The 16130-nt window shown below is 37.2% G+C and carries 13 protein-coding genes; 9 read left to right on the top strand and 4 right to left on the bottom strand.

Translation table 11 applies throughout. The annotated features are described in order from the left end of the window. Window positions 1–265 precede the first annotated feature (265 nt). The 8 genes from araD to ABD814_RS03050 all read left to right on the top strand — a co-directional run bounded on the left by araD (window position 266) and on the right by ABD814_RS03050 (window position 10701). The gene (gene araD / locus ABD814_RS03085) at window positions 266–952 is read left to right on the top strand and encodes an L-ribulose-5-phosphate 4-epimerase (RefSeq protein WP_344910231.1); all 687 of its coding nucleotides are present in this window, start codon (window positions 266–268) and stop codon (window positions 950–952) included. A gap of 47 nt (window positions 953–999) precedes the next feature. Then, entirely contained in the window at window positions 1000–2487 is a 1488-nt protein-coding gene (araA, locus tag ABD814_RS03080) for an L-arabinose isomerase (RefSeq protein WP_344910230.1), read from the top strand. Between the two features lie 180 nt (window positions 2488–2667). Continuing rightward, window positions 2668–3789, top strand: coding sequence for a GntR family transcriptional regulator (locus ABD814_RS03075; protein WP_344910228.1), 1122 nt, complete (start codon window positions 2668–2670; stop codon window positions 3787–3789). Window positions 3790–3864: 75 nt separating this feature from the next. Then, window positions 3865–5175, top strand: a complete 1311-nt coding sequence (locus tag ABD814_RS03070; protein WP_344910226.1) for an arabinan endo-1,5-alpha-L-arabinosidase — start codon at window positions 3865–3867, stop codon at window positions 5173–5175. 358 nt (window positions 5176–5533) lie between these two features. Then, window positions 5534–7048: an arabinosylfuranosidase ArfA gene (gene arfA, locus ABD814_RS03065; protein WP_344910224.1), complete on the top strand. Its 1515-nt coding sequence runs from the start codon at window positions 5534–5536 to the stop codon at window positions 7046–7048. A gap of 6 nt (window positions 7049–7054) precedes the next feature. After that, complete coding sequence (locus ABD814_RS03060; RefSeq protein WP_344910222.1) at window positions 7055–8347, top strand: glycoside hydrolase family 27 protein; 1293 nt, start codon at window positions 7055–7057, stop codon at window positions 8345–8347. Between the two features lie 12 nt (window positions 8348–8359). Further along, window positions 8360–9841 carry an alpha-N-arabinofuranosidase gene (locus tag ABD814_RS03055; protein WP_344910220.1) on the top strand — a complete coding sequence of 494 codons (1482 nt, stop codon included), beginning with the start codon at window positions 8360–8362 and terminating at the stop codon, window positions 9839–9841. A 125-nt stretch (window positions 9842–9966) separates the two neighbouring features. Further along, window positions 9967–10701, top strand: coding sequence for an NAD-dependent protein deacylase (locus ABD814_RS03050; RefSeq protein WP_344910218.1), 735 nt, complete (start codon window positions 9967–9969; stop codon window positions 10699–10701). Between the two features lie 50 nt (window positions 10702–10751). Here the strand turns inward: ABD814_RS03050 and ABD814_RS03045 are convergent, their stop codons facing one another. Beyond that, the gene (locus ABD814_RS03045; RefSeq protein WP_344910216.1) at window positions 10752–11153 is read right to left on the bottom strand and encodes a secondary thiamine-phosphate synthase enzyme YjbQ; all 402 of its coding nucleotides are present in this window, start codon (window positions 11151–11153) and stop codon (window positions 10752–10754) included. Between the two features lie 100 nt (window positions 11154–11253). Here ABD814_RS03045 and ABD814_RS03040 point away from each other — a divergent pair, with 100 nt between their 5' ends. After that, window positions 11254–11634, top strand: a complete 381-nt coding sequence (locus ABD814_RS03040) for a RidA family protein (RefSeq protein WP_344910214.1) — start codon at window positions 11254–11256, stop codon at window positions 11632–11634. Between the two features lie 62 nt (window positions 11635–11696). Here ABD814_RS03040 and ABD814_RS03035 read toward each other — a convergent pair whose 3' ends face one another. The 3 genes from ABD814_RS03035 to ABD814_RS03025 all read right to left on the bottom strand — a co-directional run bounded on the left by ABD814_RS03035 (window position 11697) and on the right by ABD814_RS03025 (window position 15793). Beyond that, window positions 11697–12929, bottom strand: a complete 1233-nt coding sequence (locus ABD814_RS03035; RefSeq protein ID WP_425549049.1) for an MFS transporter — start codon at window positions 12927–12929, stop codon at window positions 11697–11699. A gap of 111 nt (window positions 12930–13040) precedes the next feature. Next, on the bottom strand, window positions 13041–14660 hold the full coding sequence (locus ABD814_RS03030) for a family 43 glycosylhydrolase (protein WP_344910212.1): 1620 nt from the start codon (window positions 14658–14660) through the stop codon (window positions 13041–13043). 230 nt (window positions 14661–14890) lie between these two features. After that, a complete protein-coding gene (locus ABD814_RS03025; protein ID WP_344910210.1) occupies window positions 14891–15793 on the bottom strand; it encodes an ArsR/SmtB family transcription factor in 903 nt (300 codons plus the stop codon). Between the last annotated feature and the right edge of the window lie 337 nt (window positions 15794–16130).

Below are 16130 nucleotides of genomic sequence, written 5' to 3'. Positions count from 1 at the left end.
AAATTTGACAAAAAAAATAAGCCATATCAAGGCTTCTTAATGTTTTTTGTAATTCAAAGTGTCAAACTCCCGAGAGCAATTAGAAGAAACGTTACCTAAACTCTTATCCGAACAATCATTAGGTCGAATAATTGTTCAAATTTAATTTTCTCTTAATATTTCAATGTTTTCTTATTGAATGTACGTACGAATTGTATTAATATATAAATATGCATTTAAATATCCGTACAAGAAAATTTTTTCGGCAGGAAGGTGTTGAAGTCTATTGCTAGAAGCGTTAAAAGAAAAAGTACTTAAAGCAAACCTAGATTTACCTAACTATAATTTAGTAACGTTTACATGGGGAAATGTCAGTGGTTACGATAAAGAATCTGGACTTGTTGTTATTAAGCCAAGTGGGGTTCCCTATGATGAAATGACGGTTGAAGATCTTGTTGTTGTTGATTTAGATGGAAACATTGTCGAGGGTACGAAAAAGCCATCCTCTGATACAGCAACGCACTTAGTGTTATATAAAAATTTCCCTGACATCGGTGGCGTTGTTCATACACACTCACCGTGGGCAACAAGTTGGGCACAAGCGGGAGAATCAATTCCTGCCTTAGGCACAACGCATGGGGATTATTTTTATGGTGATATTCCATGTACACGAAGAATGACACAAGCTGAAATTAGTGGTGAATATGAACTAGAAACAGGAAATGTTATTGTGGAAACATTTAAAGACATTGACCCAGCAGCAATTCCAAGTGTTTTAGTCCATGGACACGCACCATTTAACTGGGGGAAAGACCCAGAAGAAGCGGTTCACAACGCTGTAGTACTTGAAGAAGTAGCTAAAATGGCAATTCACACGTATCAAATTAATCCAGAAGCATCAAGAATGCAACAAGCATTATTAGACAAGCATTATTTAAGAAAACACGGAAAAGACGCCTATTACGGTCAGTAAAACCCTGTTTTTATAAAAAATTGATTAAACACAATGGAGGGCATCATATGTTAACAGTAAAACCTTATAAATTTTGGTTCATCACAGGAAGTCAACCACTTTATGGGCCAGAAACTATCCTAGAAGTAGAAGACAACTCAAAGAAAGTTGTGGCAGGCCTAAATGAGTCAGGGATCTTACCTAATCAAATCGAATTCAAAAAAGTTGTTACAACAGCAGATGAAATTTACAAACTCGTTCAAGAAGCAAATGGAAGTGACGAATGTGCAGGAATTATTACTTGGATGCATACATTTTCACCAGCGAAATCATGGATCGCAGGCTTAAAATCACTGCAAACGCCATTGCTCCATCTTCATACACAATATAATCGAGACATCCCATGGGATACAATCGATATGGACTTTATGAACACAAACCAAGCAGCACACGGTGACCGTGAGTACGGATTTATCGGAACGCGCTTAGGCTTAGGTCGAAAAGTAATCGTTGGTTATTGGAAAGATGAAAATGTCCATAATCAAATAGCTGATTGGATGAAGACTGCAATTGGTGTTAAAGAAGGTATGAACATTCGTGTTGCTCGATTCGGTGATAACATGCGTAATGTTGCAGTTACTGACGGTGATAAGATTGAAGCACAAATTAAATTTGGTTGGACAGTTGACTATTACGGTATTGGTGACCTAGTCGAAGAAATTAACCAAGTTAAAGATGAAGATCTTGAAAAACTTTATCAAGAATATGAAGAAATGTATGAGCTACCTGAAGAAGCAAGCAAGCCAGGTGCAATGCGCGATGCGATTCTTTACCAAGGTAAAATCGAATTAGCATTAAAATCATTCCTAGCTAAAGGAAACTATAATGCATTTACAACAAACTTTGAAGATCTACACGGTATGAAACAGTTACCAGGACTTGCTGCTCAACGCCTGATGGAACAAGGTTATGGTTTTGCAGGTGAAGGTGACTGGCGAACTGCAGCATTAACACGATTGATGAAGGTTCTTGCTGACAATAAAGAGACATCATTCATGGAAGACTATACGTATCACTTAGAGCCAGGCAATGAAAAGATCCTAGGTTCACATATGTTAGAGGTATGTCCAACAATTTCAGCAACAAAACCAAAAATTATTGTTAACCCATTAGGAATTGGTGATCGCGAAGACCCAGCACGTCTTGTGTTTGACGGTAAAGGTGGCGAAGCGATTAACGTATCGTTAGTTGAGATGGGCGGACGTTATCGTTTAATCGTTAACGAAGTTCGCGCAGAACAACCAGAAAAGGAAACACCACACCTACCAGTTGCAAAAGCAATTTGGGAACCAAAACCATCATTAGCTGAAGCGACAACAGCTTGGATTCATGCAGGTGGAGCGCACCATACAGTTCTTTCATTCGTTGTAACGACAGAACAAATGGTTGATTTTGCTGAAATGGCTGACATCGAATGTGTTGTAATTGATGATGATTTAAACTTACGTCAATTCAAAAATGAATTGAAATGGAATGAAGTTGTTTATCGCCGATAATGAAAAAGTTTAGGTAGGGATGTCTTTATGCTTCCCTACCTAAAACACTATTTGATAAACAGATAACAAAATGATGTTATTTTTTACTTAATTAAGTTAATGTTTGGTGTTACGGATTGACTGAAATATGATAAACTTAGGTAAGTATGTGATGAGTTAAATGATGATGAGGTGCGATATATGCAAACAAAGTACAGTATAGTTAAACAAGCAATTAAATCAAAAATATTAGATGGATCCTTTCAACCCCATCAAAAGATAAGCTCTGAAAGTGAATTGATGCGGAAATTTAATGTAAGTCGTCATACAGTAAGATTAGCTGTTGGCGAGCTTGTTAATCAAGGTTGGCTTTATCGGAAACAAGGTGCTGGAACATTTTGTGCTGATCGGTCAAAAGAAAACATTAATAAGTCGATCTCAAATCAGAAAAATATTGCGATTATTACGACATATATCTCTGATTATATTTTCCCGTCAATTATAAGAGGAGCAGAATCTTACCTAAGTAAAAACGGCTATCATGTGAGCCTTTTTAGTACGAATAATGATCACAGTAAAGAACGTCACTTTTTAGAGCGTATTTTAACGCAACATTTTGATGGCGTTATTGTTGAACCGACAAAAAGTGCGATGAGTAATCCAAACATTAATTATTACTTAAACTTAGAGCGCCAAGACATTCCTTATATTATGATTAATGCTTATTATGATGAATTAGAGCCTCTTAGCATCACGCTAAATGATGAAAAAGGTGGCTTCCTTCAAACGGAGCACTTAATCGAATTAGGTCATGAGAACATTGTTGGCTTTTTCAAAAATGATGATGGTCAAGGGCCTAAACGAATGAAAGGTTATCTAAAGGCACATCGAACAAATGGCATCACGCTGAACCCGAACAATATTATTACGTATAAAACTGAAGATAAGTACCATAAACCAAAGGCTGAGTTGGAAAAAATTCTTGACCTACCAGTGAAAGAACGCCCAACAGCAATTGTTTGTTATAATGACGAGTTGGCTCTCGCTTTACTCGATGTGATTCGGGAAAAAGACATGCGCGTTCCTGAAGATATTTCAATCGTTGGCTTTGATGACTCATTCTTAGCTGAAGTATCTGAGGTGAAACTAACAAGTATAAAGCATCCGCAAACCGGACTTGGTGAAGCTGCAGGGAAAATGATTCTTGATATCGTAAAAAATACAAGTGGTAATTCACAAAAATCAAAAGGTACATTTGAACCCATTGTATTTGAGCCAGAATTAGTTATCCGAAATTCAACAGCTAGTCTAGAAACCAAGTAGATGCCGTGATAACATTGTTGTTTACGGTTTTTTTTGTAAAATGAAAGCGTTTAAACCTAAGAGAGGTGTTAACTTTTGATTGAAGCACAACGTATACCAAAAGATGATCTATTTAGTGTGGATTTTAATATGAGTGAGCAAAATTGGGGGGCTTTTGGCGCCCATGATCCAGCGATTATTAAGGATGGGGACTGGTATTATACTTTTTCAACGGATACTGGAACAAGAGCTCACTTTAAAGCGGGTATTCAAATCCGCAAATCACAGGATTTGATTAATTGGCAATGGGTAGGCCATGCATTTGAAAATGGAGTTCCACAAGAAGCTTATGATTGGACAGGTGCAAAAGGAATGTGGGCACCTGAAATTGTTAAGATGAATGATAAGTATTTCCTTTATTATTCAGCAAGTCAATTTGGTAAAACTCAATCCTTTATTGGGGTTGCTACAAGCAGTCATATTGAAGGACCATATCAAGATCAAGGTCTGGTTTATCAATCACGGCAAGGAGAAGATGAAGAGCCAAATGCAATTGATCCAAACATGATTTTTGATCGTAATAAACAACCGTGGATTGTTTATGGCTCTTTTTTTGGTGGGATACATATAAACAAAATAGATCCTCAAACAGGAAAGTTTATTGAAAAAGGTAAAGGAACCTTAATTGCTAAGCGTAATCGTACAGTCGATCGAGCGATTGAAGGTCCATACATTGTTTATAATCCTGATACCGAGTACTATTATTTATTCGTATCCTACGATTCATTGTCTGCAGATTATAATATCCGAGTCGCGCGATCAAAAAATATAACTGGTCCATATTATGATTACAACGGACTTAAAATGACAGATATTGATTCACCACAAAAGGAAATTGGCATGAAAGTTTTAGGTGGATACAAATTCAAGGATCACCCGGGCTGGATTGCACCAGGTCATAATTCGATTTTAAAAGATGGCTCTGATTACTATGTTTGTCATCATATTAGAACTGCAGAAAATCGACATGTACATTATTTACAAATTCGAAAGATTTTTTGGACAGATGAAGGATGGCCACTCGTTTCACCACAAAGGTTCTCCGGAGAAACGAATCGACCAGTTGAACAAAGTGAGTTAATCGGAAACTGGGAGTTTTTCGAGGTCGATCCTAATAATGATGAGCAAGATGAATCGATCGAAGTATCTGTCTCTGAGTCGGATGGACAAGCTTACTTTACCAAACAAACAAACACGAATTCATTTACTTTAAATTTAAATGGTCAGCTGATTGAAGGAAAAGTAAATGAAAGTTGGGACTGGGAACGCTGGTTAAAGACGATTGTATTTGTTGGTTATGATCAAAATGGAATTGTAACCCTAGGTAAAAAGGTGATCGAAAAGTAAACAAGGTCAGAGAGTTGTCCGCTCGAGTAATAAGCTGCTCGTCTATCAAAGTAAATGGTAACGCTTAACTAAATGACTTTCATTTATATGTACGCACTCACTCGTTTAAAAGGTGAACGGGAATAATGCATAGTCATCTGAATAATTCGGACTAATTTACTTGTTAACACGATACTTTTAAAGTTATGAATTGAAATGATATATAAATGTAGCTATAATGTAAACGTAAACATATACGTATATTTAAATAAAGGAGGCAAAATAACGATTAAATATTTGAATTAAGTTTGCTAAAGATACGGCTTTTTCGTTAAGTCATTTCAGAATTTATTTAAATAATTTTTTTTGGAGGATAACCATGTCAAAATTAAAAACAACAATGATCTTAGATAAAAGTTACCAAATTGCTAAAATTGATGAACGTATTTATGGCTCATTTATTGAACACTTAGGAAGAGCAGTTTACGGTGGGATTTACGAACCAGGTCACCCAGAAGCTGATGAACAAGGCTTCCGTAAAGATGTGATTGAACTTGTTAAAGAATTAAATGTCCCAATCGTACGCTACCCAGGTGGAAATATGGTCTCTGCTTATAATTGGGAGGACGGTGTTGGACCTAAAGATGAACGTCCACGTCGACTAGAACTAGCGTGGCGCACAATTGAAACAAATGAAGTCGGGACGAATGAATTTGTTGATTGGGCTAAGAAGGCTGGCTCTGAAGTAATGATGGCAGTTAACTTAGGAACACGTGGAATTGATGCGGCTAGAAATTTACTTGAATATACGAACCACCCAGGTGGAACGTACTGGAGTGATTTACGTCGTTCTCATGGCTATGAAGAACCACATAATATTAAGACGTGGTGCTTAGGCAACGAAATGGATGGTCCATGGCAAATAGGACATAAGACAGCATATGAATATGGTAGAATCGCAAATGAAACAGCGAAAGCAATGAAACTTGTAGATCCGACGATTGAACTTGTTGCTTGTGGAAGCTCAAGCTCAGAAATGCCTACTTTCCCAGAATATGAGGCGACAACGTTAGATCTTGCTTATGATCATGTTGACTACATTTCATTACACCAGTATTACGGTAACCGTTCGAATGATCCAGCGAACTATTTAGCTAAGAATTTAGCAATGGATCATTTTATTAAATCAGTTATTGCAACATGTGATTATATTAAAGCAAAACGTCGTAGTAAGAAGACAATTAAATTAAGTTTTGATGAATGGAACGTCTGGTATCACTCAAATGATGCAGACAAGCAAATTGAGCCATGGACAATTGCTCCACCTCAATTAGAAGATCATTATAACTTTGAAGATGCATTATTAGTCGGAAGTTTATTAATCACGTTTTTACAACATGCCGATCGAGTTAAGATGGCTGCAATGGCACAACTTGTTAACGTTATTGCACCAATTATGACTGAAAACGAAGGTCGTTCATGGAAACAAACAATTTTCTATCCATATATGCACGCATCTGTTTATGGTCGAGGTATTTCATTAAAACCTATTCTATCAACACCTAAATATGATAGTCGAGACTTTACTGACGTGCCATATGTTGATAGTGCAGCTGTTTATAACGAAGAAAAAGAAGAAGTAACGATTTTTCTCGTTAACAAGCATTTAGAATCTGGTATGCCAATCGATATTGATTTAAGAAGTTTCGAAGATTATCAGCTTGTTGAGCACATTGAATTAGTCAATGATGACTTAAAAGCGGTCAACACAGCTGATCATCAAGCAGTTCAGCCACAGCATAACACCAATTCTAAGCTTGATAATGGTATGTTAACAGCACAATTATCAAAAACATCTTGGAACGTAATTCGATTAAAAAAAAGTAGAGGTTAATAAAATATGAAACATCATAATTATGCAAAAACTCCCCCTATGGGTTGGAACAGCTGGGACTGCTATGGTGCAACTGTTAAAGAATCTGAAGTAAAAGGTAACGCCGATTATATGGCGAAGCATTTAAAGCAACACGGCTGGGAATATGTTGTAGTTGATATTCAGTGGTCTGAACCTGGCGCAATATCATCTGCCTATCGACCATTTGTTCCGTTAGAAATGGATGAATATTCGCGATTAGTTCCGGCAGAAAATCGTTTCCCATCTGCAAAAGATGGGAAGGGATTTAAGCCGTTAGCTGATTATGTACATGATTTAGGCTTGAAGTTTGGGATTCATATCATGCGTGGCATTCCGAGACAAGCTGTTCATCAAAATACTAAAATTAAAGGAACAGAAGTTAGGGCTAGTGAGATTGCTCATCAAAACTCTATTTGTCCATGGAATACAGACATGTATGGTTTAGATCATACAAAGAAGGAAGCACAAATGTATTACGACTCATTATTTGAGTTATATGCAGAGTGGGAAGTTGATTTTATTAAGGTTGATGATATAGCTGATTCTAAACTTTATGGAGCTCATCTAGAGGAAATCAAGATGATCAGAAAAGCAATTGATCGCTGTGGTCGTCCTATGGTATTAAGCTTGTCGCCAGGACCTGCACACTTAAATGATGCAGCGATTCTTGAGGAAAATGCAAACATGTGGCGAATGACGGATGATTTTTGGGATTTATGGGAGCTTCTATATGGTATGTTTGATCGTTGCTATCGCTGGAGCAAAAATGTTGGCCCAGGTTATTGGCCAGATGCGGACATGTTACCCTTAGGTCATATTGGTATCCGTTCAGTCGATGGTGGGGCGAGTGATCGCTATACCCGCTTTACTCAAGACGAACAAATCACAATGATGACGCTCTGGACGATTTTTAGATCACCATTAATGTTTGGTGGAGAGATGCGTGATAATGATGAGTTTACTTTATCATTACTAACGAATGAAGAAGTATTAAAAATGCATCGAGAAGGCTCTGATGCGCGGCAAGTTTATCGTTATCAAGACAGAGTCGTTTGGCAGTCAAATGGTGCAGATCAGGAATTATACGTCGCTCTGTTTAACATTGCTGATGTAGCGCAAACAGTGTCCGTAGATCTGGATGATATCGGCATCAAATCGAACCAGATTAAGTCTTTGACTGATTTGTGGCAAAAACAGACAATGCCGTTGGTTAATCAAGAGATTAAAAGCCATCTACGACCACATGCTTGTCAATTACTAAAAATAGAACTTAAATAAAGGTGTGACCAAATGAAGACCAAAATTGTATTGAATGCAGATGTTTCAAAAGGGAAAATCGACAAAAATATTTATGGTCAATTTGCCGAACATTTAGGACGTTGTATTTATGAAGGATTGTGGGTTGGAGAAGATTCATCAATTCCTAATACTCATGGCATTCGTAATGACGTATTAAATGCGTTAAAAGATCTCAGTATCCCAGTTCTGCGTTGGCCAGGTGGTTGCTTTGCTGACGAATACCACTGGAAAGATGGTGTTGGTCCGCGTGAAGAACGTAAGCGGATGGTCAATACGCATTGGGGTGGACTCGTCGAAAACAACCATTTTGGAACACATGAGTTTATGAAGTTATGTGAGTTATTGGATACCGAACCTTATATCAACGGAAATGTTGGGAGTGGAACGGTACAAGAAATGTCAGAGTGGGTTGAATATATGACCTTTGATGGCGAATCACCAATGGCTAATTGGCGGAAAGAGAATGGACAAGAAAAGCCATGGAAAGTGAAATATTTTGGTGTTGGTAATGAGAACTGGGGCTGTGGTGGTCATATGCGGCCAGAATATTATGCTGACCTTTACCGTCGATTTCAAACATATGTCCGAAACTATGGTGACAATAAAATCTTCAAAATTGCTGGAGGCGCTAATGTAGATGATTTTAATTGGACAGAGACAATGATGCGAGAAGCCACTCCGCATATGGATGGTTTAAGTTTGCATTATTATGTTCACCCAGGTGGTTTTTGGGATAAAGGTGATGCTGTTCGCTTTAGTGATAAAGAATGGGAAATCTCTATCCAGAAAGCATACTACATTGAAGAACTAATTAACAAACATAGCACGATTATGGATAAATACGATCCCGAAAAACGGATTGCAATGATCGTAGATGAGTGGGGTGCATGGTATGATGTTGAACCAGGCACAAATCCAGGCTTCCTATATCAACAAAACACGGTTCGTGATGCAGTTATTGCTGGAATTTCTTTAAATATCTTTAACAATCACAATGATCGGATTAAGATGGCGAATATTGCTCAGATGGTTAACGTCATCCAATCAATGGTTTTAACTGAAGAAGATAAGATGTTATTAACACCAACTTATCATGTTTTTCGAATGTATAAAGTACACCAAGATGCAGAACGTGTTGCATTGAATATCGAATCAAATATGCTTGAAGTAGATGGTAAAGAGTATCCGCAAGTTAATGGCTCTGCTTCTAAACAAGCTGATGGAACGATTAATATTACCCTCACAAACGCAGATAAAGATCATCAAACAGTTGTTGAGTTTGATTTACGTGGAGCATTGCTAAACGAAGTTACAGGTGAAGTGATTACATCAGATAAAATGAATGATCATAATACATTTGAACAACCTGAAAAAGTTAAGCCAACTGAATTTACTGATTTTGAACAACAAGGCAATAAGTTAAAAATAACGTTGCCTCCGATGTCAGTTGTTGCGTTAGCAGTTAAAGAATAATAGAAAATTTTAAAATAAGTCGATCGGTTAATGACCTGTCGACTTATTTGTTTTTCAAAAAAAAATAGCCAACCGACAGTTGGTCAAAGCTTATGATAGAATAAGACTAAAGGGGTTTGATAAAAGTGAAACAAATCAATCAATTAGCAAAGCTAATTTCAGAAGCAAAATCAATTGTTTTTCTTACTGGCGCAGGTGTTTCTACAGCTAGTGGTATACCAGACTTCAGGTCAACAGACGGGATTTGGACGGAAGACCGTTCGCGAGAGTATTATACATCAGTTGATTATTACACAAAAGATCCCTACGATTTTTGGCGAAAATATAAAGAGATTTTTCAAATTAAACTGTTAAGAAATTTCCAACCAAACGAGGTACACAATTTTATAGCGGAGCTTGAGACGCAAGGTAAAGACATTTCGATTGTGACACAAAATGTTGACTCCTTACACAGCTTAGCGGGCAACAAACATGTGGTTGAATATCATGGTAATTTAAACACAGCAACTTGTCCAGTGTGTGGTGCACATTATGATTTAGCTTATTTGATGGAGCATGATGTGCCTGTTTGTACGACTACGGACTGTAAAACTGTTGTTAGGCCAGATATCGTTCTCTTTGGTGATCCGATCACAAAACATAGTGAGGCAGAAATGGCAATCGCATCGAGTGACTTGATGCTTGTTCTTGGTACTTCATTATTAGTTACCCCATTTAGTTTATTACCAAGTTCAGCAAAGCAATATGGCATCCCAATGGCCATCGTCAACCGCGATCCAACCCCGATGGATGATTTATTTGATCATGTCATCCATGCTGATTTAGTAGCTGTTGTTGAGCAACTAAAACAACTAATTTAAAAAAACAACGGCAAAAGAAATCTCTGCCGTTGATTTAACTTTAAAAAATATTAATGTTGGATTACTTTTACGGTATATTTTCTTGAACGGGGGCCGTCGAATTCGCAGAAATAGATACCTTGCCATGTGCCGAGCATGAGTCTACCTTGTGAGACAATTAATGTTTGAGCATGTCCGACCGTGCTTGTTTTTAGATGGGCTGCTGTGTTACCCTCCATGTGAAGGTCTTTGTCGTGATCCCACGGATAAACTTCATCTAATCGGCGTAGAAAGTCAGTCTTAACATCTGGATCAGCGTTTTCATTAACAGTGATTCCCGCAGTCGTGTGCATTGAAGAGACGACAACAAGCCCAGTGGTTATTTGTTCTTCACTCAACCACTGTTGAATTTGATCAGTAATCTCAATCATCTCACTATGCGCTCGAGTTCTAAGTTGAAAAGTTTTAATCATACAAATTCTCCTTCATCAGAAAGTGATATTAAATCTATTGTACTAAAGAAAAGAACTTATGTTAAAATTTAAATTAGTAAGAGCAGAGAGGATGTCTAACATGGCGAATAAAAAAATTCAAACAGACTTTGCCCCAAAAGCAATCGGACCATACTCACAAGCGATTGATACAGGGAATTTAGTTTTTGTTTCAGGGCAAATTCCATTGGATCCAAAAACAATGGAGGTCGTTGGTCAGACGATTGAAGAACAGACGACTCAAGTGATGAAGAACTTAGAGGCGATTTTACAAGAAGCAAATTTAACCTTTGCTAACGTGATTAAATTTACGATTTATTTAACAGACTTAGCAGATTTCGATCAATTAAATCAAACATATGCTCAATTTTTAACTGAGCCTTATCCAGCTCGTGCGACAATTGAAGTGAGCAAGCTTCCTAAAGATGTGAAAGTAGAAATCGATTTAATCGCAAAAAGATAAAAATAGAATGAAGAAATAATTAAAAGCCAACTCAATGATTCAAGTTAGTTGGCTTTTAATTATTAATGATCGTTGGCAGCAAGTTCAGGATAACGGCGCTTAGCGACTACCATTAAAGCACCCGAAAATAATAATAGTAAACTTGTTGAAATAAAAACAGCGGAATAACCAAACTGTGCACTTATGAATCCACCTAAAATCGGTCCAATCATGTTACCAAAGAAACGTAAGCTCGTATTATAGCCGAGTACTTCACCTTGCATAGAAAGCGGTGCTTCTTGACGGATATAAGCAATTCTAAGTGGAATAATACCCCCAAAAACAAGTCCCAAGAAAAAGCGTAAAAGAATCAGTTGCCAAAGTTCGGTCACAAATCCACCGGGGAAGTAAACGATTGCTGAAGCAAATAATAAGATTGTTAAAATTTTTATATAACCGAGTCGGTCACCGAGTTGCCCCCAACGTTGAGCCATTAATAGGTTGCCTAACCCAGTCACTGAAAAAGCTAAGCCAGAGAAGAAGGCGATATGTCCAATCCCATTTAATTCACCGACAAACAAGGAAAGAATCGGTTGGATGCTAAAGTTTGCAATTTGGACAATCATCGACATTAGCATCACAATTAAAAGCATCGGATGTTTTAAAATATGAACGAATACTTGTTTACTAGTATAATTCACTTTGTATTGTTCTTCATTAATTGTAAATTCTTTAACGCCAAATGCAACTAAAAAGCTAGTGATCACTAAAATAAGCGACAGCCAAATGAACGTAGCAGAATAACCAAACAAGTCGGCTAAAAATCCACCAAGCAGTGGACCTAATAACGTCCCAACAATACTACCGGTTTGTAGTGTGCCGAGAACTTGACCCGCTACACGCTTAGAGGTTTGAGTAGAAATAAGTGCTTGGGACATTGAAACAAATCCCGTAAAAACTCCCATAAACATGCGGAGGATAAATAGTTGGAAAATCGAAGTCACATAACCCATTAAAAATAGAGATAGACTAAGTCCAAAAGCAAATGCAACTAGAATTGGCTTTCGTCCGAATCGATCACCAATCTTCCCCCAAACGGGAGAAAATATAAAAGCCGTCACAAAGGTAATGCTAAAGATTAATCCTGACCACGTTTGGATTTGGCTTTCTGAATAATTACCAAGTGTATCAATGTAAAGCGACAAAAACGGTTGTACCATTGTAATACTTCCGGAAATAAAAAAATTTGCAATCCACATAATGGTGACATTCCGTTTGATCAGTTTTTCTTCTTGGATATAAATCCCTTCCTTCAAAATATTTCGAGTCCCTAACTATTAATCATACCGTAATAAAATGAAAAAAGAAAGTCAGCGGTACAACCGTGACTTTCTTTCTAATGTATGGTGAGTTGAGTTGATTACAGACTATTTACGTTTACGCAAGAGATAGTAGCTTATACCAGCTGCAACTATTAAACTTACTAAAATAATTGTCATCCAGGTCAGCTGATTTGATGTTTCCGTTTTCGTTTGGTCTAGTTGATCGTTAACTTCTTCAGTCTTATCTTCTTCTACTTCCTGTTCTAATGGCTCTTCCGATTCTTTTGGCTCAGTAGTATCATTTGCTTCATTTGGATTAGGCGGAATAATTGGTGCTGCTTGTTCAATGGTAAATGTCGCAGCAGCTTCACTTTCTAATTGACTAGCATCAACTAGACTGACTGAGCTGCCTTCATTAATGGTAGCAACATATAAATGCTCATTTAGATAAGGTTGTAATGAGTAGGCATCTTGATCAGCTAATCCAGTACTTTTCCTGAAGCTTGCTCGTTCAGAAAATTCGCTAGACCCATCATTTTTCTCTAATTTTAATTGACCTTCTTCAGTCATGACTAGATATACGCCAGGGTTATTATCAATTTGATAAGAGACATAATCGTCACCAAGTGAAGCTAAGCTTTCTGTTTCATGCCAACGATAATCAAAATGTTCTTCGTTGATCTCATCTACTCTTAAAGCCATGGTCACTTGCCTTAATGCAAGATTACTATTAATTGGTCGGATCAGATAACTATCGCTTTTTACGCCTGAAGCGGTTGGAATAATTTTTGCAATTGAACCATCTTCATAATAATGTAATCTTTCAATTGCTACGGAACGATTGTTTTCCCCACCGCCGGCTAGAGCGGTATTGTGATAAATGAAATATGATTGATCTTCAAACTCAAGCACAGCAGGGTGACTCGTCCCGCTGTTTGGGATTCGATCCATAATCTTTCCTTGGAATTCCCATGGTCCATCTGGGCTATCGCTTGTTGCATAACCAATTTCCTCAGGGTAGTTGATTGCAAAAGTTAAATAATATTGATCATTATCATAGTGAAGAAAAGGTCCTTCGGTAAATGTTCCACGCATGTTTTGAATCTCAACTAGTTCAATCTCGCCGTCCAACTCGATCATGTTATCCTTGAGTTTTACATAATAGAGGTGCGTGTTGCCAAAATACATATGTGCTTGACCATCTTCATCGATAAAAATGGTTGGATCAATTACATCCCATGGGTCATTCCCCATATGCTCAGGTGTTTCGGTCATACTTGACGTAATTAAAGGTTCTCCTAAAGCATCTGTGAAGCCTTCTACTGGATGGTCTGAGACAGCTACTCCGATCGCATATCCTGGATCAGCATGACTATTGTTTCTTACTGTTGTATACCAATAAAATTTCCCATCACGTTCGATAGCTTGAGACGCCCACGCTGTATCGTGCATTCCCCAAGTAAAAGTCTTCCGATCTAATGATCCCTCGTAAGACCAGTTGATCATATCTTCAGATGAATAGATACTCCACTCTTTTAAAACAAAAAAATGATCGTTGACAGTTGCTTCGTCATGTCCGGTATATAAATAGACCTTACCATCATGGACAAGTGCTGCTGGATCAGCGCTGTAACGATCTTTGATCACGGGATTACCAGCCTGTATCTCAACTGGAACAGCAAAGAGTAAGAGAATAATGATTATGATAGCGATATTTTTTTTCATAGATTAAACCCTCCTTAATCGTGCTACCTCATTTTTAAAACTAGTATAACTAACTTGTTCGTATAACTCAATACATAATGGTTTCTTTAAAAGATATTGTACGAACGTTGTAGTGAGAATAGCGGGGTAGAGCAATTGCCTTTTGATAGTCTAATTGAAAATATAATTAAACCTGCGAATAATCTGAACTTTAAAAGGAAAAGGTACTTTAATGAAAGCGCCTTTTCCTTTTAAATGTAGTATGTTTTAAAAATAATATCTTGTGGATGGTTGCCAAACTTTTCTCCAAATAAAGTGACACCACCAACATGCTCTGCGTCTTCTTTTACTTCAATTCTAAAGGTCCAACTATCGTGGATTGTAATAAAATCTGCAATTGTTATGTCTGATATCGGATCTCCATCAATATATGTGCCATGTGATGTAACACGTAAAGTTTTTAAGATCCCATATTGATTGATATTATCTGGCCACCAATCTGGAGTTAGCTTGCCCCTTGTGTCAGCAAAGTCACCAGGGCTTTGCCAAACCCCTAACTTAATCCCATTGAGACTAAAAGAAATATCTGATGGCCATACAGAGTTGGAGAAGGGAAACTCGGAAGAGATTTCAAAACTAATATCAATTTGTTTTAATTGATCTCCTTCTTCTAATTGATTGATGATTTTATATTCTACAAATCCTTGTGTGAACCAAAGGATTCCGGCAGAAATCCTTTCAGGCGCAAGGAAGTATTTTGGTTGATCAACAGGACCAATAAAATCCTTAGCAGATGCTAAACCGCAGGTAGGGACAACATGGAAATCAGTATAATGTCCAATTGGTACGGATATTTCATAAGAAGCGTAAGAAATTTGTATCTTTTTAGGGAAACTTATCTCAATATGGTCAACAATTAATATTGATATCCGTTGTAAACCGGACTTTGCGGGCTTCTTTTCTGTCCGGATAATCCCTGCAGCTTCTAACTTTTCGATATGTTTTGTTACGATTGGGCTACTAAGCTCCAAAGCGGTTGCTAATTCCTTTATATTGTAAGTTTTTTCTGAGAGTAATTGAATGATATTAAGCCTAACGTCGCTAGCGAGAGCTTGATATACTTGAAGTGATGCTGAGTCAAGTTCTAATTGCATAAAAACAGCTCCTTTAAATTAAGTAGATAGTGGAAAAATAACTAATACAGTAAATATTTTTATTATAGTAACGCTTACAATCTCCTATAAAGCAATTATATAATTAACAAAAACATTAATCAAGAAGAAAAAAAGACGGACAAATTACTTATTTGTTATTGACACCGGTTACATATACGTATATATTTATAAGTGACAGATATAATAAATAAGATAAGTTGTTTCGCTGGCTAGATATACAATGAAATTTTTGAGGTGATGGGTTCCCGAGTTTGACACTTAATTAAATGAAAAACCCTCTAAATCCTTGATGTAAAAGGGTTTAGAGGGTTTGTTT

Origin of the sequence: Amphibacillus indicireducens (assembly GCF_039539605.1) — a bacterium.
GTDB classification, from domain to species: domain Bacteria; phylum Bacillota; class Bacilli; order Bacillales; family Amphibacillaceae; genus Amphibacillus; species Amphibacillus indicireducens.
The sequence above is the reverse complement of the archived record's forward strand: the minus strand, read 5'-3'. Positions and strand labels throughout refer to the sequence as shown.

Excerpts from the sequence above, each read along its gene's own strand:
- araA (WP_344910230.1), top strand. The coding sequence starts at position 1,000 with ATGTTAACAGTAAAACCTTATAAATTTTGGTTCATCACAGGAAGTCAA.
- ABD814_RS03075 (WP_344910228.1), top strand. The coding sequence starts at position 2,668 with ATGCAAACAAAGTACAGTATAGTTAAACAAGCAATTAAATCAAAAATA.
- arfA (WP_344910224.1), top strand. The coding sequence starts at position 5,534 with ATGTCAAAATTAAAAACAACAATGATCTTAGATAAAAGTTACCAAATT.
- ABD814_RS03060 (WP_344910222.1), top strand. The coding sequence starts at position 7,055 with ATGAAACATCATAATTATGCAAAAACTCCCCCTATGGGTTGGAACAGC.
- ABD814_RS03055 (WP_344910220.1), top strand. The coding sequence starts at position 8,360 with ATGAAGACCAAAATTGTATTGAATGCAGATGTTTCAAAAGGGAAAATC.
- ABD814_RS03045 (WP_344910216.1), bottom strand. The coding sequence starts at position 11,153 with ATGATTAAAACTTTTCAACTTAGAACTCGAGCGCATAGTGAGATGATT.
- ABD814_RS03040 (WP_344910214.1), top strand. The coding sequence starts at position 11,254 with ATGGCGAATAAAAAAATTCAAACAGACTTTGCCCCAAAAGCAATCGGA.
- ABD814_RS03030 (WP_344910212.1), bottom strand. The coding sequence starts at position 14,660 with ATGAAAAAAAATATCGCTATCATAATCATTATTCTCTTACTCTTTGCT.
- ABD814_RS03025 (WP_344910210.1), bottom strand. The coding sequence starts at position 15,793 with ATGCAATTAGAACTTGACTCAGCATCACTTCAAGTATATCAAGCTCTC.